Source organism: Hydrogenophaga sp. FG152 (genome assembly GCF_057809615.1).
Map to the genome: position 1 here is coordinate 21,144 of NZ_JBMDKH010000025.1, position 19,283 is coordinate 40,426.

Below are 19,283 nucleotides of genomic sequence, written 5' to 3' on the forward strand. Positions count from 1 at the left end.
CGCCCGAGCAACAAAAAAGGGGCCACTTGCATGGCCCCTTCCGGGTTGACCCAGGCAGCCCGGGCAGAGCCGGGCAAGCCATCACAGGCTGTAGTACATGTCGAACTCGACCGGGTGCGGCGCCATGCGGAAACGCGTGACTTCGCCCATCTTGAGCTCGATGTAGGCGTCGAGCATGGAGTCGGTGAACACACCACCCTTGGTCAGGAAGCTGCGGTCCTTGTCGAGGTACTCCAGCGCCTGGTCGAGGCTGTGGCACACGGTCGGCACCAGCTTGTCCTCTTCGGGCGGCAGGTGGTACAGGTCCTTGGTGGCGGCTTCGCCCGGGTGGATCTTGTTTTCCACACCGTCCAGGCCGGCCATCATCAGGGCCGAGAAGGCCAGGTAGGGGTTGGCCGAAGGATCGGGGAAACGCGCTTCGATGCGGCGGCCCTTGGGGTTCGCCACGTACGGGATGCGGATCGAGGCGGAGCGGTTGCGGGCCGAGTAGGCCAGCTTCACGGGGGCCTCGAAGCCAGGCACCAGGCGCTTGTAGGAGTTGGTGCCAGGGTTGGTGATGGCGTTGAGCGCGCGGGCGTGCTTGATGATGCCGCCGACGTAGTACAGGGCGAAATCGCTCAGGCCGGCGTAGCCGTCACCGGCGAACAGGTTCTTGCCGTCCTTCCAGATCGACTGGTGCACGTGCATGCCGGAGCCGTTGTCGCCGGCGTAGGGCTTGGGCATGAAGGTCGCGGTCTTGCCGTAGGCGTTGGCGACGTTCCACACCACGTACTTGAGCACCTGCGTCCAGTCGGCGCGCTCGACCAGCGTGCTGAACTTGGTGCCGATTTCGTTCTGGCCAGCGCCCGCCACTTCGTGGTGGAACACTTCAACCGGAATGCCCAGCGATTCGAGGATCAGGGACATCTCGGCGCGCATGTCCTGCGTGCTGTCGACCGGGGGCACGGGGAAGTAGCCGCCCTTCACGGTCGGACGGTGGCCACGGTTGCCGCCTTCGAGCTTGGCGCCGCTGTTCCAGGGCGCTTCGTATTCCTCGATCTCGCACATCACGCGGCCGGGTTCGTTGCTCCAGCGCACGCCGTCGAAGATGAAGAATTCGGGTTCCGGTCCGAAGAAGGCGGTGTCGCCCAGGCCGGAGGCCTTGAGGTAGGCCTCGGCGCGCTTGGCGATGGAACGCGGATCGCGGTCGTAGGCCTTGCCGTCGCCCGGTTCGATCACGTCGCACTGCAGGAACAGCGTGGTTTCTTCGAAGAAGGGGTCGATGTTGGCGGTGTTGGGGTCGGGCATGAGCTGCATGTCCGAGGCTTCGATGCCCTTCCAGCCAGCCACCGAAGAACCGTCGAACGCATGGCCCGAGCTGAACTTGTCTTCGTCGAAGTGAGACACGGGCACGGTGACGTGCTGTTCTTTGCCCCGGGTGTCGGTGAAGCGGAAGTCAACGAACTTCACTTCGTTGTCTTTCACCATTTGCATCACGTCTGCGACGGTCTTGGCCATCAAATACTCCTGTAGCTGGGTGAGTGGAAAAATTGAAAACGACGCTGCTGATAAGCAGAATGTGTGCCACAAAGTGGGTCATGCGCGGGCGCTGGCTCCCCCGGCTTCACGGGACAACGGGAATTATGGCCCACGCCATGCGCCACAAAGGGTCGGCCGGCAGGCACCAGAGCCCTTGGAAGACCGTGCGTTGCACCGTGTCGGGCGTTATCGCCGTCGGCCGCACCCATTGGGTGCACCCATCGAATGCACTGATTTGGTGCAACTCAGTTTCGCACCATTTCAGGGCCCAGCTTCGCGTCGTGGCGATGCAAGCCGGCGAGCAGCTGGGCGTAGGCCGGCGCCACCGCCTCGGTGGCGCCCTTCACCCCCAGTTCGATGTGCCGGCCGTACTCCGGGTGGTCCACGCTCGGCAGGCTGAAGACCTTCACGGCATGGGCCTGCTCGATTTGCTCCATGAGCGGGGTCAGCGTGGCCTCCATGGCGCCGAACACGATCACCGAACGCTCCTGCCAGGCGCCCTGGCGGTGCCATTGCGCGTACTCGGTATCGAGCACGCCTTCGATCATGGGCCACGCCATGACGGGAAAGCCGGGCACGAAATGCACGCTGCCGCCCCCCGCCCCGTCACAACTGAAACCGGGAATCTTGTTGTACGGGTTGAGGATGAGGCGCGCGCCCACGGGAAACACGCCCATGTTGTAGCGGTGCACGTTGTCCGGCCGCTCGGAATCGAAAACCTCGCCACGCTCGGCGGCCGTGTCACGCATGCGAGACTCGATCAGTTCCTTGGCCTGCGGGTGCAGGGCCAGGTCCACGCCCAGCGCGGCGGCGGCGCACTGGCGCGTGTGGTCGTCGGGCGTGGCGCCAATGCCGCCGCAGCAGAACACGGCGTCGCTGCCCGCGAACGCATCGCTCAGCGTGGCCGTGATGCGGTCGCGGTCGTCGCCGACCAGCTTGGCCCAGGACAGGGTCAGGCCGCGCTGCGCCAACAGCTCGACGATCTTGGGAAGGTGTTTGTCGCTGCGCTTGCCGGAAAGGATCTCGTCACCAACGATGATCAGGCCGAAGGTGGGTGTCATGAAAGGGTGGGTGGCTGGTTGAATGAGGACCCTGGTTCCTGGGCAGGCAAGGTCAATGGGGCCGGTGGGCTGGGTTCGGTGTCCCGCACCTCCACCGTGGCCTGCGCCCGCTGACGCTGCAACACGGTCAGGCAGAAGTGCGCGAACCAGAGCGAGGCGAATGCGAACACCAGGGTGTAGATCCAGATTGCCACAGGCACCAGCAAGGGGGCCAGTGCAATGAACATTGCACCCGAGGCCCACAGCAGGCTGGGCGCAGCGCCCAGGTAGCCGCTGAGCACACCCATGACGAGCAGGCTGCCGCGGTGCTGGCGCAGGATGGCCTTGCGCTCGTCGCCGCTGGCGTGCGTGGCCAGCGCGTCGAACGCGAACACCCGGTAGGTGAGCCAGCCCCAGATCAGAGGCGGAAGAATGAGCACCAGGGGTGGCACCAGCCACAGCGGCATGGACACGATCAAGGCCAGCACCGCGAGCAGCGTGGAGCCGAGCGACCACAACACGCTCACCAGCAGAGACCCACCGTGCTTGCGCTCCAGGCTGGGAAAGCGGCGCTGGCCGACCAGCTCCACCATGGCGGGCGTCATGAACATCGCCACCAGCAACAGGCACAACAGCACGATGACGGGGGTGGCCAGCACCAGCACCAGCAGCGGTGCGAACACGGTGCGCAGCGAGCCCAGGCCCAGGCGCTCCAGCCAACCGAGGAACATCTGGATGAGGTCGAACGCCTCCAGCCACGCCGCCACCGAGGCCACGGCGTTCTCCCAGAAGAAGTAGCCTAGGCCGAACGACAGCACCACCATCAGGATCAGCGGGAGAAACGACAGTGCGATCACCCGCGGATGCATGCAATAGGCGATGGCGCGCCAGAAGGAATCGAACAGCAAGGACATGCCGGCAAGAATACATCCAATCCATGTCAGGCCACCCCGCAAGCCGCGCTCGCTCGGATCACCACGACGCTAGGATCGAGCCCCATGAAACACATCGACATCGCGGGCATTGGCCTGGAAGTGGCTCACATTCCGGGGCCGGCGGAACGTGCCCCCCTGGTCTTCCTGCATGAAGGCCTGGGCAGCGTGGCCATGTGGCAGCAGCGCGGCCGGCACTGGCCCGCCGAGCTTTGCGCCGCCACAGGCCGCGCGGGCTGGCTGTACTCGCGCCGAGGATACGGCCAGTCCGACCCCGTGGCCGATGTGCGCGGCCAACCCCGATGGCAGGGGTCCTGGCACATCGGCCGCCACGAACCCGACTACATGCACCTCGAAGCCTGGCAGGTTCTGCCTGCGCTGTTGCAAGCCCTGGGCGTGCCCGAGCCCGTGCTCGTAGGCCATTCGGATGGTGCCACCATCGCCCTGCTGCATGCCAGCCGGCACCCGGTCGCGGCCTGCGTGGCCATGGCGCCCCACGTGTTCATTGAAGACATCGCGCTGAACGCCATCGCCCAGGCCAAGACCTTGTACGAAGGCGATCCCGACGGGCTTCGCCAGCGCCTCTCGCGCTACCACGCCGACGTGGACAACGCCTTCTGGCAGTGGAACGATGTCTGGCTCAGCCCGGCCTTCCGCCAGTTCGACATCCGCGCCGAATGCCAGGCCATCACCGCCCCTTTGCTGCTGGCGCAAGGCCTGGGCGATGAGTACGGCACCCTGGCCCAGCTGGACGAGATCGCGCTGGCGGCGCCCCATGCGCAACGCATCGAGCTGCCCGATTGCGGCCACAGCCCCCACCGCGATCAGCCCGAGGCCTTGACCCGCGCCGTGGCGGATTTTCTGGCCCGCTTGGGCTGATTTCCCCGCCTGGGGGATGCACGCCCGGCGGGCAGTTGGGCACAATGGAACGTTGGCCGGACGCGGGGGCGCCGGCTTGGCGCGCCACACCACCATTTGTATCAAACGACCTCAAAACCCCAAGAAATTCACACGAAACGCGTACACGCAAGGCCACAAAGCCCCGCCGAAGGTCCGGCAAACCTCTACACTTTGATACAAATAGACGCCACCCCTGCCACACATGAATACTTGGAACAACCCATGGCTGCTTGCCGTGCTCGCGCCCGCTCTGCTGGCCCTGGGGGCATTCCTGCACCGCGTCTGGGTCGACAAGCAGGCACGGGAACGGCGGCGCATTCCCAAGCATTGGCCGCTGAGCACCCGCGCCCTGGCCAACAGTGAAGAAGCCCGCGTCTGGCACTGGCTGGCGCGCGCCTTCTACGACCACCACGTCATGATCAAGCTGCCGGTCACGCGCTTCACCCTGCCGCGCGACAAGGAGCAAGGCATGGACTGGTACAAGCTGCTCGGCGGCGTGTATTGCACCTTCACCGTCTGCCGCTCGGACGGGCGCGTGCTCGGCTGCCTGGACGTGCCGGGCAGCGCTGGCTTGCCGCGCAGCACCCGCACCCTCAAACACTCCCTGCTGACCCAGTGCGGCCTGCCTTATTGGGTCGTGCGCTCCAACAGCTTGCCGACGGTTGCCGAAATCCGGGCTGAGTTCCTGGGCGAGTCCTCGCTCAACCACTCCATGCGCGAGCGCGAAATGGAAGAGCGCGCCATCATCGCCGCGCAGGCCAATCTGCGCACCGCGCTCACGCGCCAGCGCAGCAACCGCAACAGCGATTTCAGCCCGCTGTCGAACTGGCCGAACAGCACCACCGGCGACCCGCGCAGCGACTTCAACTCGCAGTGGCAGGAGAACTCCTTCCTCATGCCGCTGGACAGCCGCAAGGGCGATCTGCTCTAAGCCTGGCGTGCCGCCTGCTGGGCGCTCGCCGCGCCGGGCGCCTTCTGCGTGAGCGCCAGCACCTCCGCCGCAGTGAGCCACCGCCACAGGCCAGGCTTTAGCTCGGGCGACAACACCAGGCTGCCGATGGACGATCGGTGCAGGCCTTCCACCCGGTTGCCGACGGCCGCCACCATGCGCTTGACCTGGTGGTATTTGCCCTCCGTCAAGGTCAGCCGCAGGTGAAGCTCGCTGACGGCTTCGCACGCCTCGGCCTTCACCGGCCGGGGATCGTCGTCCAGCACCACCCCTTCCAGCAAACGGCCAATCTGCCGCGCATCCAGCGGATGCTTGACCTGGGCCTCGTACACCTTGGGCACGTGATGGCGCGGCGACGTCAGGCGGTGGATGAACTTGCCATCGTCGGACAGCAGCAGCAAGCCCGTGGTGTCCTGATCCAGCCGCCCGACGGCCTGCACGCCCGCAGCGGCCCCTCCCCCGCGTTGGCGCAAGGGGCCGGGCAGCAGCGTGTAGACGCTGGGGTAGGTGCTGGGCTTCTGCGAGCACTCGTAACCCGCTGGCTTGTGCAGCAGCAGGTAGGCGCGCGCGTGGTAGTGCCAGACCTCACCCTGCACGCGAAACACCAGCCCCTCCTCCTCGAAGAGAGCTGAGGGATCGGTGCATGGAGAGCTGTCTTCACCCACCGACACCAGGCCTTGCTGCACCAAGCCGCTGCAGATGCGGCGGGTGCCGAAGCCCTGGGAAAAAAGAATGTCCTGCAATTGCATCATGGTGCGGGAATTGTCGCCGCTCACCCGACTCAGACCACGACACACCAGAATGGCAGGCCGCCCGCCGTGGGCGCCCTCACTTTTGCGCATGAAGCAACGGATCAAGACCTGGCTCAGCACACAAGACGGACTGCGCCACCACCGCTGGCTGCGCTGGATGGGGCCCGTGCTGCACCAGCCCAGGTTGTGGCACTTCAGTCGCAAAGGCATCGCCATGGGCGTCGCCGTGGGCATCTTCTTCGGCCTGCTCGTCCCGATTGCGCAAATGCCTCTGTCGGCCGCCGCGGCCGTGCTCCTCAGAGCGAACCTTCCGATGGCGGTGGCCAGCACCTTCGTGACGAATCCGGTGACGTTCGGGCCGGTCTACTACGGCGCCTACCGCCTCGGCAAGGTGGTGTTGGGCGAACCCCGCGTGACGGAGAACGAGGCAATGGCCGCGCTTCGGAGGGCGCAGGCTGAAGAGAAGGCTGAGGGAGCGCGGCCAACCTGGTCGCAGCGCATCGCCCGTGGTGTGGAGCACCTGAGGACAGCCGGCAAGCCGCTCGCAGTGGGCCTGGCCATCATCGCCACCTTGAGCGGGCTCACCGTCTACGCCCTCATCAGCGGGCTGTGGATTCTCAAGACACGCTGGGAACGCAAGCGACGGCTGCGCGAGCGCTCTTCGCCAGATGCCTGAAGGTCGCTCGCTTCGCAAAGTCGAAAAAAAGCCCGCCCGGCACGGCGCCGGGCGGGCTTTTCAATAGGTGGTGGAGCTGGGGGGATTCGAACCCCCGTCCGCAAGCCTTCTTCGAGCAGTTCTACATGTGTAGCCGTCTGTTTTGGGTCTCGCCGCCCGAGTCGCGCAGTGGCACGCTAAACGGGAAGCCAGCATCCTTGAATCTCACCCTGCGCCAAGGTGCCCGACGCAGAGCCAGCCAATGTGAATTACCTCGCAGCCGGGAGGTCTTGCGACCCCCTTGCCCAGCCCATCGGCCTGCTGTTGCGAGGCTCACCGGTGTTTAAGCGGCGAGTGCGAAACGTTCGTCGTTTGCAGTTGGTTTTTTTCTGCGGATTAACGAGGTAACAGAACCTCGACATGCCCTGCTGCGCGTCCGAACCCACGTCGAAACCAGTGCAGCCCCAGGAAGACGGAGTTTAAGGCAGTTCCAGCAATTTCAAGAGCTGCAGGGGCGAAGAAACCTCCGCGTCCGCACCCCAGCTGGCCACGTCGGCACCGAAGCCGAGGTAACCGTACCGCGCAGCCACCGTCGGCATGCCCGCCGCCTTGCCCGCGCGGATGTCGCGCTCGTCATCGCCCACGTAGAGGCACTGGCTCGGCAACAGCTGCAACCGGCGCGCCGCCTCCAGCAAGGGCTCGGGATGCGGTTTGGCATGTGGCGTGGTATCGCCGCTGATCACGACAGAAGCGGTCTCGAAGAGCGCCATGGCCCGCGAAAGAGGATTCGTGAACCGCTGCGACTTGTTGGTGACCACGCCCCAGCGAAGCCCGCCGTCCACGAGGCGGGCCAGCAGATCGGCCACGCCATCGAACGGCGCCGTGCGTTGGGTCATGCAGCCTTCGTACGCGCCAAAGAACTCCTCCTTCAACGCAGGGTAGTCCGCATGCTCGGGCGTGATGCCGAACGCCACATGCAGCATGCCCCGGGCCCCGGAGCCCGCATGAGGCCGGTATTGTTCCAGCGGCAGCGAGGCCATGCCTCGGCTTACCCGCATGCCATCGGCAGACGACCCCAGATCCGATGCGCTGTCGATCAGCGTACCGTCCAGATCGAACAGGACGGCATGCACCCCTCGAAAAACAGTCATGGTTTGCGTGTGGCGAACAGGTAATTGACGCTGGTGTCGGCGCTGAGCCGATAGCGTTGCGTCAACGGGTTGTATTCCATGCCGCGGGTCTGATCGAGCTCCAGGCCCACGGCCCGGCAATAGCTCGCCAGCTCGCTGGGCCGGATGAACTTCGCGTACTCGTGCGTTCCCTTGGGCAACAGTTGCAGCAGGTACTCCGCCCCGAGCACCGCGAACAGAAAGGCCTTGGCGTTGCGGTTGAGGGTCGAGAAAAACACCCAGCCTCCCGGTTTCACCAGGGTGGCGCAGGCGCGCACCACCGACGCGGGGTCGGGCACGTGCTCCAGCATTTCCATGCAGGTCACCACATCGAACTTGCCGGGCTGCTCCAGCGCCATGGCCTCCGCGCTGATCTCCTTGTAGCTGACGTTGGCGGTGCCCGCCTCCAGGGCATGCAACTGCGCCACCCGCAACGCCTTGACGGACAGGTCGATGCCCGTCACGTCGGCACCTTTGCGGGCCATGGAATCGGACAGGATGCCTCCGCCGCAGCCAATATCGAGCACCCGTTTGCCTGCCAATCCCGCCAATCCGTCAATCCACCCCAGGCGAAGCGGATTGATCTGATGCAGGGGGCGAAACTCACTGTCGGGATCCCACCAGCGATGGGCGAGATCGGAGAACTTGGCCAGCTCGGCCGGATCGGCATTGACGTTCGGATTCATGCGTTGATTATCGCCAGCACAATAAAAAAACCGCGCCGAAGCGCGGTTTTTGGACCGGAACTGAAGGGAATCAGTTCTTGCGGGTGCCGACCACTTCGACTTCCACGCGGCGGTTCTTGGCGCGGCCTTCGCGGGTGGCGTTGTCGGCCACCGGCTGGGTCAGGCCCTTGCCTTCGGTGTAGATGCGGTTGCTTTCGATGCCCTTGCTCACCAGATAGGCCTTGACGGCTTCAGCGCGGCGGTTGGACAGCTTCTGGTTGTAGCCAGCAGCGCCGGTGGAGTCGGTGTGACCCACAGCGATCACGACTTCCAGGGCAATGCCGGACACCTTGCCAGCCAGATCGTCCAGCTTGGCCTTGCCTTCGGGCTTGAGCACAGCCTTGTCGAAGTCGAAGAAGGCGTCAGCAGCGTAGGTCACCTTGGACGCCACGGGAGCCGGTGCGGGTGCGGGAGCCGGTGCGGGTGCAGGGGCTGCGGCAGGAGCCGGAGCGGGAGCCGGTGCGGGAGCCGGAGCAGCGGCAGGAACGATCGCGCCGTCGCAACCTTGTGCGGCGGTGGCGGGCGTCCAGTTGGCATCGCGCCAGCAGAGTTCATTGGTGCCGTTTTTCCAAACCAGTTCGCTGGTGCCATTGCGCCAGTTGTCGATGGTTTGGGCGCCGGCGGCCGTTGCCATGGCGGCGGTTGCCAACAGCATTGCCACTTTGTTAAGTTTTTTCATGGTTTTCCTCTATATAAGCCGCAGACAGACTGCGTGACAAGAACGACGCTTCAAGTGACCACCACTAAAAACGCTGGAATTTATTGTGCCACAAGCACGGAATGCCCGGCCCGCCGGCCAATGCGGCGTTGTCGCCGGATACAGCAGGTCACGTCATTCGTTGTGGATGTACAACAAACGACCCAAGAAGTTGTAGGAGAACGCGCCGTCTAAAATCGCAGGTTGCCCTCCGGTCCATCTACGCACCTATCCCCTCGCTCATGACACAGTTCGCCAAAGAGACCCTGCCCATCAGTCTTGAAGAGGAAATGAGGCGCAGCTACCTCGATTACGCCATGAGCGTGATCGTGGGGCGCGCCCTGCCCGACGCGCGGGATGGTCTCAAGCCGGTGCACCGGCGCGTGCTTTTCGCGATGCACGAGCTCAACAACGACTGGAACCGCCCTTACAAGAAATCGGCCCGTATCGTGGGCGACGTGATCGGTAAGTACCACCCGCACGGCGACAGCGCGGTGTACGACACCATCGTGCGCATGGCGCAGGACTTCTCGCTGCGGCACATGCTCGTGGACGGACAGGGCAACTTCGGCTCCGTCGACGGCGACAACGCGGCCGCCATGCGTTACACGGAAATCCGCCTGTCGAAGATCGCCCATGAAATGCTGGCGGACATCGACAAGGAGACCGTCAACTTCGGTCCCAACTACGACGGCTCGGAAAAAGAGCCGCTGGTGCTCCCGTCGCGCCTGCCCAACCTGCTCGTCAACGGCTCGGCCGGTATCGCGGTCGGCATGGCCACCAACATTCCGCCGCACAACCTCAACGAGGTGGTGGACGCCTGCCTGCACCTGCTCAAGAGCCCCGAGGCCTCCATCGACGAATTGATGGAGATCATTCCCGCGCCCGACTTCCCCACGGCCGGCATCATTTACGGCATCAATGGGGTCAAGGATGGCTATCGCACGGGACGAGGCCGCGTGGTGATGCGCGCCAAGTGCCATTTCGAGGACATCGACCGTGGCCAGCGCCAGGCCATCATCGTGGACGAGCTGCCCTACCAGGTCAACAAGAAGACGCTGCAGGAGCGCATTGCCGAACTGGTGCACGAAAAGAAGATCGAGGGGATCAGCCACATCCAGGACGAGTCGGACAAGTCGGGCATGCGCCTGGTGATCGAACTCAAGCGCGGCGAAGTGCCGGAAGTGGTGCTCAACAACCTGTACAAGCAGACGCAACTGCAGGACACCTTCGGCATCAACATGGTGGCCCTGGTCGATGGCCAGCCGCGCCTGTGCAACCTGAAGGATCTGGTCCAGGTCTTCCTGGAGCACCGCCGCGAGGTCGTGACCCGCCGCACGGTGTTCAACCTGCGCAAGGCGCGCGAGCGCGGCCATGTGCTCGAAGGCCTCGCCGTGGCCCTGGCCAACATTGACGAGTTCATCCGCATCATCCGCGAGTCGCCCACGCCGCCCGTGGCCAAGGCTGAACTCATGGCGCGCCCCTGGGACAGCCAGCTGGTGCGCGAGATGCTCACCCGCACGCGCGCCGATGGCGGCGTGATCAATGCCGACGACTACCGGCCCGATGGCCTGGAACGCGAGTTCGGCATGGGCGGCGACGGCCTGTACCGGCTGTCCGAGACCCAGACCCAGGAAATCCTGCAGATGCGCCTGCAGCGCCTGACCGGCCTGGAGCAGGACAAGATCGTGGCCGAGTACAAGGAGGTCATGGGCGAGATCGACGACCTGCTGGACATCCTGGCCAAGCCCGAGCGGGTCTCGACCATCATCGGCGAAGAGCTGATCATCGTGAAGCAGGAGTTCGGCCAGACCAAGCTGGGCGCGCGCCGCAGCGAGATCGAGCACAACGCGCAAGACCTCGCCACCGAAGACCTGATCACGCCGACCGACATGGTGGTCACGCTCAGCCACAGCGGCTACATCAAGAGCCAGCCGCTGTCGGAATACCGCTCGCAGAAGCGCGGCGGCCGCGGCAAGCAGGCCACCGCCACCAAGGAAGACGACTGGATCGACCAGCTCTTCATCGCGAACACGCACGACTACATCCTGTGCTTCTCCAACCGTGGCCGGCTGTACTGGCTCAAGGTGTGGGAAGTGCCGGCGGGTTCGCGCGGTTCGCGCGGCCGCCCGATCGTCAACATGTTCCCGTTGCAGGAAGGCGAGAAGATCAACGTGGTGCTGCCGCTGACCGGCGAGATGCGCAGCTTCCCGTCCGACCGCTATGTGTTCATGGCCACCTCCATGGGCACGGTCAAGAAGACGGCGCTCGATGAATTCAGCAACCCGCGCAAGGCCGGCATCATCGCCGTGGACCTCGACGAGGGCGACTACCTCATCGGCGCGGCTCTGACCGACGGGCAGCACGACGTGATGCTGTTCAGCGACGGCGGCAAGGCCGTGCGTTTCGACGAGAACGACGTGCGCCCGATGGGCCGCAACGCGCGCGGCGTGCGCGGCATGCTGATCGAAGACACGCAGAGCGTGATCGCCATGCTGGTGGCCGAGGACGAAGAGCAGAGCGTGCTGACCGCCACCATCAATGGCTATGGCAAGCGCACGCCGATCGCCGAGTACACCCGCCACGGGCGTGGCACCAAGGGCATGATCGCGATCCAGCAGAGCGAGCGCAACGGCAAGGTCGTGGCGGCCACGCTGGTGCACAACGACGACGAGATCATGCTGATCACCGACAAGGGCGTGCTGGTGCGCACCCGCGTGTCCGAGATCCGCGAAATGGGTCGCGCCACGCAAGGGGTGACGCTGATTGCGCTGGACGAAGGCTCCGAACTCTCGGGCCTGCAGCGCATCGTGGAGAACGACGCCAACGTGCCGGAGCTGGGCGACGACACGAACGGAGCAGCCGCAGCCGACGACGCGGGCACCGAGCCGTGATGGCGCGGCCCTACAACTTCTCCGCCGGCCCGGCGGCCATGCCCGCCGAGGTGCTGCAGCAGGCAGCGGCCGAAATGCTCGACTGGCACGGCAGCGGCATGAGCGTGATGGAAATGAGCCATCGCGGGCAGGAGTTCGGCGCCATCCTCAAGGCCGCCGAAGCCGACCTGCGCGAGCTGCTCGCCGTGCCGGAGCACTTCCGCATCCTCTTCATGCAGGGCGGTGGCCTGGCCGAAAACGCCATCGTGCCGCTGAACCTGTCGCGCGGCGAAACGGTCGACTTCGTGGTCACCGGCAGCTGGAGCCAGAAGTCGCTGAAGGAAGCGCGCCGCTACTGCGACGCGCGCGTGGCCGCCAGCAACGAAGCCGACCACCACACCACCCTGCCTGCGCCAGCGACCTGGCAGCTCGACCGCAGCGCGCGCTACGTGCACCTGTGCAGCAACGAGACCATCAACGGCGTGGAAGTGCACGAGTTGCCCGACCTGAAGGCCCTCGGATCCGATGTCCCGCTGGCCATTGATTTCTCTTCCCACGTGGCCTCGCGGCCGGTGGACTGGTCGCGCGTGGGCCTGGCCTTCGGCGGCGCCCAGAAGAACCTGGGGCCGGCCGGCCTCACGCTCGTGGTGGTCCGCGAAGACCTGCTGGGGCACGCCCTGAAAACCTGCCCCAGCGCGTTCGACTACAAGACCGTGGCCGACAACCACTCCATGTACAACACGCCGCCGACCTTCGCCATCTACATGGCCGGCCTCACCTTCCAATGGCTCAAGCGCCAGACCGAAGGCAACCTGAGCGGCGTGGCGGCCATGGAGGCGCGCAACATCGCCAAGGCCGAGTTGCTGTACGGCTTCATCGACCAGTCAGACTTCTACAGCAACAAGGTCGCCAAGGACTGCCGTTCCCGCATGAACGTGCCTTTCTTCCTGCGCGACGAGTCGCGCAACGAGGCCTTCCTCGCGGGCGCCAAGGCGGCCGGCCTGCTGCAGCTCAAGGGCCACAAGTCCGTGGGCGGCATGCGCGCCAGCATCTACAACGCCATGCCGATGGAAGGCGTGCGCGCCTTGGTGGCCTACATGCGCCAATTCGAACAAACACAGGCCTGAACCGATGACCCTCCCCTCACAGTCCGAAGCCCTGGGTACCCTGCGCGTGCAGATCGATGCGCTGGACCAGCAGTTGCTGGCCCTGCTCAACCAACGCGCTCGCGTGGCCGAACAGGTCGGCGACATCAAGCGCGCGGAGGGCTCGCCCTTTTTCCGGCCGGACCGCGTCGCGCAAGTCATCGAGAAGATCCAGGGCGCCAACCAGGGACCGTTGCTGAACCAGCACGTGGCCTCGATCTGGCGCGAGATCATGTCCGCCTGCCTGGCGCTGGAGGCGCCGCAGCGCGTGGCCGTGCTCGGTCCGCAGGGCACCTTCTGCGAACAGGCGGCGATCGAATTCTTCGGTGGCGCGGCCAACCTGATCTACTGCGCCAACTTCGACGAGGTGTTCCACGCCACCGCGGCCGGCACGGCGCAGTTCGGCGTCGTGGGCATGGAGAACTCCACCGAAGGCGTGGTGGCGCGTTCGCTGGACCTGTTCCTGCGCTCGCCCGTGCACGTGGTGGGCGAAGTCAGCCTGCTGATCCGCCACAACCTGCTGCGCCAGGTCAATCACCTGGATGGCATCGAAGTCGTCATGGCCCACCCGCAGGCCCTGGCCCAGTGCCAGAACTGGCTCACGCAACACCTGCCGAACGCCGAACGCCGCGCGGTCTCCAGCAACGCCGAAGGCGCGCGGCTGGCGGCGGAGAATCCGGCCTGGGCCGGCCTGGCCAGCGAGCGCGCCGCCGCCCAGTTCGGGCTGCACATCGTGGCGCACGCCATTCAGGACGAGGCCTACAACCGCACTCGCTTTGCCGTGATCTCGCTGCCGCAGACCCTGGCCATGCCGCCTGCTTCGGGACGCGATTGCACCAGCCTGGTGGTGTCGGTACCCAACCGCCCTGGTGCCGTGCACGACCTGCTGGTGCCGCTGAAGAACAACGGCGTGTCCATGACGCGCTTCGAGTCGCGCCCGGCCAAGTCGGGCCAGTGGGAGTACTACTTCTACATCGACATCGCGGGCCACCCGTCGCAGCCGCACGTGGCCGCCGCGCTGGAGGAACTCAAAGGTCTCTGCGCCTTCTACAAGGTGCTGGGCGCATACCCGGTGAGCGAATGATGTTTGAACAACTGGGACTGATCGGCTGCGGCATGATGGGCGGCTCCTTCGCGCTGGCGCTCAAGCGCGCCGGGCTGGTCAAGCGCGTCGTGGGCTACAGCAAGTCGCCCTCCACCACCGAACGCGCGCGCCAGCTGGGCGTGATCGACGTCGAGGCCCCGTCGGCGCTGCTGGCGGTCTCGGGCGCCGATCTCGTGCTGCTCGCGGTGCCGGTCTCGGCCACCGAAGCCACCTTCAAAGCCATCCGCCACCTGGTGCGCGGCAACGTGTTGATCATGGACGTGGGCTCGACCAAGCGCGAGGTGATCGACGCCGCGCGCCGTGTGCTGAAGGACCAGGTCGGTGTCTTCGTTCCCGCGCACCCGATCGCCGGCAAGGAAGTCGCGGGTGTCGAACACGCCGACGCGGACCTGTACCACGGCCGCCAGGTCATCCTCACCCCGATCGAACGCACCCTGACCGCCCAGCTCGAGAAGGCCAGCCAGCTCTGGACCGCGCTCGGTTGCCACGTCAAGCAGATGTCGCCGGAAGCGCACGATGCGGCCTATGCCGCCGTCAGCCACCTTCCGCACATGGTGGCGTTCGCCTTGATGAACGCCATCCAGGGCCAGTCGGATGGGCCGGATTTCCTCTCGCTGGCCGGCCCGGGCTTTCGCGACTTCAGCCGCATCGCGGCCAGCGACCCGGCGATGTGGCGCGACGTACTCATGTCCAACCGCGAAGAGTTGCTGGCACAGTCGCGCCATTTCCAGCGCGCGCTGCACGCCCTGGAGACCGCCATCAATGCCGGCAACCCCGACGCCCTCGAAGCCTTGATCGAACAGGCCAGCAGCGCGCGCGCGCGCTGGCGCATGACCGCCGTCAAGCCCCGCAGCTGAGCGGCGCCCCGGGCGACGCTTCCTCACCTTCGCGCATGTTTGCCATTTCCCACCTCGACATCCCGCCGCTGGCGAGCGCCGGCGGCACCGTGCGCCTGCCCGGCTCCAAGAGCATTTCCAACCGCGTGCTGCTGCTCGCCGCGCTCAGCGTGGGGCACACCGACATCGCCGACCTGCTCGACTCCGACGACACGCAGGTGATGCTCAAGGCCCTGGCCGCGCTGGGCTGCCGCATCGAATCGCAGCCCGACGGCGCCCTGCGCGTGCATGGCCTGGGCGGCGCCCTGCCCGTGCCCCAGACCAAATTGTTCCTGGGCAACGCCGGCACCGCGATGCGGCCCCTCACCGCCTCGCTGGCCCTGCTGGCCACCCGCCATGGCGGTATCTTCGAACTCGGCGGCGTCCCGCGCATGCACGAGCGCCCCATCGGCGACCTGGTCGATGCGTTGCGGCAGCTCGGCTGCCCCGTGGCCTGCCTCGCCAACGAAGGCTACCCCCCCCTGAAGCTCGGCGACGGTCAGACCCACGCCCTGCGGCTGGACCAGCCCATCCGCGTGCGTGGCGACGTGTCCAGCCAATTCCTCACCGCCCTGCTGCTCGCCCTGCCCCTGGTGGCGCAGGAGCGCGACATCGCCATCGACGTGGTGGGTGAACTCATCTCGCGGCCCTACATCGAGATCACGCTCAACCTGCTGGAGCGCTTCGGCGTGGTCGTGCGGCGCGACGGCTGGCAGCGCTTCACCATCCCCGCCGGCAGCCGCTACCAGTCGCCCGGCCGCATCGCGGTCGAAGGCGATGCCTCTTCCGCCAGCTATTTCATCGCCCTGGGTGCCCTCGCACCCGCCACGCCTGGCACCGACGGCATCACCATCGAGGGCGTCGGCCTGTCGTCCATCCAGGGCGACATCCGCTTCGTCGAAGCCGCCCGCCTCATGGGCGCCAAGGTCTCGGGCGAAGCCAACCGCCTGCACATCCAGCGCGGGGCCTGGCCACTCAAGGCCGTGGACCTGGACTGCAACCACATCCCCGATGCCGCCATGACGCTGGCGGCCATGGCCCTGTACGCCGACGGCACCACCACGCTGCGCAACATCGCCAGCTGGCGCGTCAAGGAAACCGACCGCATCGCCGCCATGGCCAAGGAGTGCCGCAAACTCGGTGCGACGGTGGAGGAAGGCGAGGATTTCATCCGCATCACGCCGCCCGCCCGCCCGCAAGACTGGCGAGCGGCGTCGATCCACACCTACGACGACCACCGCGTCGCCATGTGTTTTTCGCTCGCCGCGTTCAACCCGGCGAAGCTGCCGGTGCGCATCGAAGACCCCAAGTGCGTCGCCAAGACCTTCCCGGACTACTTCGAAACCCTGTTCCAGGTCTGCACCACGCCCAGGGAGCACATCCCGGTGATCTGCGTGGATGGCCCAACCGCCTCCGGCAAGGGCACCCTCTCGGCCGAGGTGGCCGAACAGCTTGGGTACCACCTGCTGGATTCGGGGGTGTTGTACCGCCTGGTCGGGCTGGCGGCGGAAAGAGCCGGCCTGTCCACTGCCGAGCCCGACCTGAAGGATCCCGAACACGCGCGCCGCCTGGGCGAGCTCGCCGCCGGCCTGCAGGTGCGCTTCGAAGGCCTGCGCACCCTGTTCGAGGGCCAGGACGTGACCGAGGACCTGCGCAGCGAAACCGCTGGCATGGCGGCTTCCCGGGTCTCGTCCGTGCCCGCCGTGCGGGAGGCCCTGCTGGGCCTGCAGCACGCCTTTCGCCAGCTGCCCGGCCTGGTGGCCGATGGCCGCGACATGGGCACGGTGATCTTCCCGGACGCTCAGCTGAAGGTGTTCCTCACCGCCAGCGCCGAGCAGCGCGCCGCGCGGCGCCATAAGCAGTTGATTTCAAAGGGAATTGCTGCTAACATCGACAGTCTTTTGGCAGACCTGAAAGCGCGTGATCTGAGGGACACCTCCCGCGCACACGCCCCTCTCAAGCCCGCCGAAGACGCCTTGGAACTGGACAACTCCGGCATGGACATCGAGCAATCGGTGCAGCAGGTGTTGACCTGGTGGCAAGGCAAAACGGCGTTCTCGGGCAACTGAGCGCGCTTCTTGATGGCCCTGACGGCACAGCCGGGCGTTCCCTGCCCGCAGGCCGAAAGGTTCTTTTCACTTAACCCCGCGGTGTCACGCACCGCAACGTCAACGCCGCCCACACGTCGCATCCGTTCCAGCCGCATTTCCCGTGGTTGTTGCACCGACGCTGAGTGGTTTAGGAAATTCAATGTCTGAATCTTTTGCCGCCCTGTTTGAAGAGTCCCTGAAACGCGCCGAAATGCGCTCGGGCGAAGTCATCACCGCCGAGGTCGTGCGCATCGAGCACAACCACGTGGTGGTCAACGCTGGCCTGAAGTCGGAAGCCTACGTGCCTCTGGCCGAATTCAAGAACGACCAGGGCGAACTCGAAGTGCAGGTCGGTGACTTCGTCTCCGTCGCCATCGACTCCGTGGAAAACGGCTTCGGCGACACCCTGCTCTCGCGCGACAAGGCCAAGCGCCTGGCTTCCTGGATGTCGCTGGAAAAAGCGCTCGAATCCGGCGAATTCGTCACCGGCACGACCTCCAGCAAGGTCAAGGGCGGCCTCAAGGTCATGGTCAACGGCATCAGCGCCTTCCTGCCGGGCTCGCTGGTCGACAGCCGTCCGACCAAGGACCTGACCCCGTACGAAAACAAGACCCTGGAATTCAAGGTCATCAAGCTCGACCGCAAGCGCAACAACGTGGTGCTGAGCCGCCGCGCCGTGGTGGAAGCCTCCATGGGCGAAGAGCGCGCCAAGCTGATGGACACCCTGAAGGAAGGCGCCATCGTGCACGGCGTGGTCAAGAACATCACCGAGTACGGTGCGTTCGTGGACCTCGGCGGCATCGACGGCCTGCTGCACATCACCGACATGGCATGGCGCCGCGTGCGCCATCCGAGCGAAGTGGTCACGGCTGGTCAGGAAATCACCGCCAAGATCCTCAAGTTCGACACCGAGAAGCACCGCGTCTCGCTGGGCCTCAAGCAGATGGGCGACGACCCGTGGATGGGCGTTTCGCGCCGCTACCCGCAAGGCACCCGCATGTTCGGCAAGATCACCAACATCGCCGACTACGGCGCGTTCGTGGAACTCGAGCCTGGCATCGAAGGCCTGGTGCACGTCTCCGAAATGGACTGGACCAACAAGAACGTGGCCCCGTCCAAGCTGGTGTCGCTGGGCGACGAAGTCGAAGTCATGGTGCTCGACATCGACGAAGACAAGCGCCGCATCTCGCTGGGCATGAAGCAGTGCCGCGCCAACCCCTGGCACGAGTTCGCCGAACAGACCAAGCGCGGTGACCGCGTCAAGGGTCCGATCAAGTCGATCACCGACTTCGGCGTGTTCGTCGGCCTGGCCGCCGGCATCGACGGCCTGGTGCACCTGTCCGACCTGTCCTGGAACGAGCCCGGCGAAGCCGCCGTGCGCAACTACAAGAAGGGCCAGGAAGTCGAAGCGATCGTGCTGGCCATCGACGTGGAGCGCGAGCGCATCTCCCTGGGCATCAAGCAGCTCGACGGCGACCCGTTCACCACCTTCGTGTCGGTGAACGACAAGGGCTCCATCGTGACCGGCAAGGTCAAGACCGTGGATGCCAAGGGTGCCGAGATCGATCTGGGCGAAGACGTGCTGGGTTACCTGCGCGCCAGCGAAATCAGCCGTGACCGCGTGGAAGATGCGCGCAACGTGCTCAAGGAAGGCGACGAAGTCAACGCCGTGGTGGTGAACGTGGATCGCAAGACCCGCAACATCCAGCTGTCGATCAAGGCCAAGGACGCCGCCGATCAGCAGGAAGCCATGGCCAACCTGAGCCAGCAGTCTTCCCGCGAAAACGCCGGCACGACCAGCCTGGGCGCCCTGCTGCGCGCCAAGCTGGACAACAACCAGAACTGAAGCGAAACCGGT

At 65.6% G+C, this 19,283-nt stretch carries 16 protein-coding genes and 1 other RNA gene; 9 read left to right on the forward strand and 8 right to left on the reverse strand.

What is annotated here, in order from left to right; genetic code table 11:
- Window positions 1-81: 81 nt before the first annotated feature.
- The 3 genes from glnA to ACODTB_RS23550 all read right to left on the reverse strand — a co-directional run bounded on the left by glnA (window position 82) and on the right by ACODTB_RS23550 (window position 3,472).
- Window positions 82-1,497 carry a type I glutamate--ammonia ligase gene (gene glnA / locus ACODTB_RS23540; protein WP_291114810.1) on the reverse strand — a complete coding sequence of 472 codons (1,416 nt, stop codon included), beginning with the start codon at window positions 1,495-1,497 and terminating at the stop codon, window positions 82-84.
- Between the two features lie 266 nt (window positions 1,498-1,763).
- Window positions 1,764-2,579, reverse strand: coding sequence for a competence/damage-inducible protein A (locus ACODTB_RS23545; RefSeq protein WP_291114812.1), 816 nt, complete (start codon window positions 2,577-2,579; stop codon window positions 1,764-1,766).
- Window positions 2,576-3,472 (reverse strand): EI24 domain-containing protein, encoded by an 897-nt coding sequence (locus ACODTB_RS23550; protein WP_291114814.1) that lies wholly within the window; start codon window positions 3,470-3,472, stop codon window positions 2,576-2,578. Before ACODTB_RS23550 ends, ACODTB_RS23545 begins: the two co-directional genes overlap by 4 nt.
- Window positions 3,473-3,556: 84 nt before the next feature.
- On the opposite strand from ACODTB_RS23550, the gene ACODTB_RS23555 reads away from it, so the two are divergent.
- On the forward strand, window positions 3,557-4,369 hold the full coding sequence (locus tag ACODTB_RS23555) for an alpha/beta fold hydrolase (protein WP_291114816.1): 813 nt from the start codon (window positions 3,557-3,559) through the stop codon (window positions 4,367-4,369).
- Between the two features lie 223 nt (window positions 4,370-4,592).
- Window positions 4,593-5,321 (forward strand): hypothetical protein, encoded by a 729-nt coding sequence (locus tag ACODTB_RS23560; protein WP_291114818.1) that lies wholly within the window; start codon window positions 4,593-4,595, stop codon window positions 5,319-5,321.
- Here the strand turns inward: ACODTB_RS23560 and ACODTB_RS23565 are convergent.
- Window positions 5,318-6,088, reverse strand: coding sequence for a pseudouridine synthase (locus tag ACODTB_RS23565; RefSeq protein ID WP_291114847.1), 771 nt, complete (start codon window positions 6,086-6,088; stop codon window positions 5,318-5,320). The genes ACODTB_RS23560 and ACODTB_RS23565 overlap by 4 nt on opposite strands.
- Before the next feature lie 91 nt (window positions 6,089-6,179).
- On the opposite strand from ACODTB_RS23565, the gene ACODTB_RS23570 reads away from it, so the two are divergent.
- Window positions 6,180-6,767 carry a DUF2062 domain-containing protein gene (locus ACODTB_RS23570; RefSeq protein WP_291114820.1) on the forward strand — a complete coding sequence of 196 codons (588 nt, stop codon included), beginning with the start codon at window positions 6,180-6,182 and terminating at the stop codon, window positions 6,765-6,767.
- A gap of 68 nt (window positions 6,768-6,835) precedes the next feature.
- Here ACODTB_RS23570 and ssrA read toward each other — a convergent pair.
- The 4 genes from ssrA to ompA form a co-directional block, all read right to left on the reverse strand.
- Window positions 6,836-7,212, reverse strand: a transfer-messenger RNA (tmRNA) gene (gene ssrA / locus ACODTB_RS23575).
- A 13-nt stretch (window positions 7,213-7,225) separates the two neighbouring features.
- Window positions 7,226-7,897, reverse strand: a complete 672-nt coding sequence (locus tag ACODTB_RS23580) for an HAD-IA family hydrolase (RefSeq protein WP_291114822.1) — start codon at window positions 7,895-7,897, stop codon at window positions 7,226-7,228.
- A complete protein-coding gene (ubiG, locus tag ACODTB_RS23585; protein ID WP_291114824.1) occupies window positions 7,894-8,601 on the reverse strand; it encodes a bifunctional 2-polyprenyl-6-hydroxyphenol methylase/3-demethylubiquinol 3-O-methyltransferase UbiG in 708 nt (235 codons plus the stop codon). The genes ACODTB_RS23580 and ubiG overlap by 4 nt, the downstream gene beginning before the upstream one ends.
- A gap of 70 nt (window positions 8,602-8,671) precedes the next feature.
- Complete coding sequence (gene ompA / locus ACODTB_RS23590) at window positions 8,672-9,319, reverse strand: outer membrane protein OmpA (RefSeq protein WP_291114826.1); 648 nt, start codon at window positions 9,317-9,319, stop codon at window positions 8,672-8,674.
- Window positions 9,320-9,579: 260 nt separating this feature from the next.
- Between ompA and gyrA the strand changes: the two genes are divergently transcribed.
- From gyrA to rpsA, 6 genes are all read left to right on the forward strand, one after another.
- On the forward strand, window positions 9,580-12,231 hold the full coding sequence (gene gyrA / locus ACODTB_RS23595) for a DNA gyrase subunit A (RefSeq protein ID WP_291114828.1): 2,652 nt from the start codon (window positions 9,580-9,582) through the stop codon (window positions 12,229-12,231).
- Window positions 12,231-13,337 (forward strand): 3-phosphoserine/phosphohydroxythreonine transaminase, encoded by a 1,107-nt coding sequence (gene serC, locus ACODTB_RS23600; RefSeq protein WP_291114830.1) that lies wholly within the window; start codon window positions 12,231-12,233, stop codon window positions 13,335-13,337. Before gyrA ends, serC begins: the two co-directional genes overlap by 1 nt.
- 4 nt (window positions 13,338-13,341) lie before the next feature.
- Window positions 13,342-14,439: a prephenate dehydratase gene (gene pheA, locus ACODTB_RS23605; RefSeq protein WP_291114832.1), complete on the forward strand. Its 1,098-nt coding sequence runs from the start codon at window positions 13,342-13,344 to the stop codon at window positions 14,437-14,439.
- Window positions 14,439-15,317, forward strand: a complete 879-nt coding sequence (locus ACODTB_RS23610; protein ID WP_291114849.1) for a prephenate dehydrogenase — start codon at window positions 14,439-14,441, stop codon at window positions 15,315-15,317. Before pheA ends, ACODTB_RS23610 begins: the two co-directional genes overlap by 1 nt.
- 35 nt (window positions 15,318-15,352) lie before the next feature.
- On the forward strand, window positions 15,353-17,404 hold the full coding sequence (locus ACODTB_RS23615; RefSeq protein WP_488929811.1) for a bifunctional 3-phosphoshikimate 1-carboxyvinyltransferase/cytidylate kinase: 2,052 nt from the start codon (window positions 15,353-15,355) through the stop codon (window positions 17,402-17,404).
- 181 nt (window positions 17,405-17,585) lie between these two features.
- Window positions 17,586-19,271 (forward strand): 30S ribosomal protein S1, encoded by a 1,686-nt coding sequence (gene rpsA, locus ACODTB_RS23620; RefSeq protein ID WP_291114836.1) that lies wholly within the window; start codon window positions 17,586-17,588, stop codon window positions 19,269-19,271.
- Window positions 19,272-19,283: the final 12 nt, after the last annotated feature.